This window comes from Pseudomonas sp. CM27 (assembly GCF_013179515.1).
Classification (GTDB): Bacteria; Pseudomonadota; Gammaproteobacteria; order Pseudomonadales; family Pseudomonadaceae; genus Aquipseudomonas.
On record NZ_JABMCN010000466.1, the window covers coordinates 1 to 894 of the forward strand.

Here is an 894-nt window from a genome sequence, read left to right on the forward strand (position 1 = left end):
GGGCCGAGGTGTACAAGCGCATCAAGGAAGGCGAAAAGTGCAAGACCCGAAGGGCCTGATGTCGCCTGTACCCGCTTGGACACCCGTGCTGTCAGTCGAGCAGCTCGCGCGGCACATCATGCTTGGCAAGCAGCTGGCACTGCTGGCTTTCCAGGTCGAACAGGATGAACGCCTGGCCCTTGGCCAATGCCTGACGAACCCGCAGCACGCGGGTTTCCAGCGGGGTGTCGTCGCCGTTGTCGGTGCCGTCGCGGGTGACGAAGTCCTCGATCAGGCGGGTAAGGGTTTCGGCTTGCAGTTGTTCGTAGGGGATCAGCATGGTGTGACTTGTCTGGAAGTGGTGTAGGCATGCTACGCGAAACATCTGATGGTTTGGGGCCGCATTGCAGCCCCTAGGCCATCAGCCTTTATTACCTACCAGGCTATCCACCGCCGGCACCCGCGTATCGCTTTCCATCTGCGCATCATGCTCCAGCTGATGGCTGAAGCGCTCCAGCGACGCGTTGGCCGGCTGTGAATCACTGGCAAACACCGGCGGGCTCAGCAGGTACGCCGACAGCAGCCGGCTAAGCGCCGCCAGGCTGTCGATATGTGTGCGCTCATAGCCATGGGTGGCATCGCAGCCGAACGCCACCAAGGCGGTACGAATATCATGCCCCGCGGTCACCGCCGAATGGGCATCGCTGAAGTAATAGCGGAACAGGTCGCGCCGCACCGGCAGGTCGTGGTCGCCGGCCAGTTTCAACAGGTGCCGGGACAGGTGGTAGTCGTAAGGCCCCGACGAGTCCTGCATGGCCACGCTCACCGCATGCTCGCTGGAGGCCTGCCCGGGCGCCACCGGGGCGATGTCGATACCGACGAACTCGCTGACGTCCCAGGGCAGGGCGCCGGCTG

The 894-nt window shown here is 63.5% G+C and carries 1 protein-coding gene and 1 pseudogene; both read right to left on the reverse strand.

Annotation, left to right across the window (positions count from 1 at the left end; genetic code table 11):
* Positions 1 to 91: 91 nt before the first annotated feature.
* Positions 92 to 319, reverse strand: a complete 228-nt coding sequence (locus HP547_RS28985) for a YheU family protein (RefSeq protein ID WP_054900489.1) — start codon at positions 317 to 319, stop codon at positions 92 to 94.
* A gap of 81 nt (positions 320 to 400) precedes the next feature.
* A pseudogene (locus HP547_RS28990) lies at positions 401 to 894 on the reverse strand (osmoprotectant NAGGN system M42 family peptidase); the annotation flags it as partial.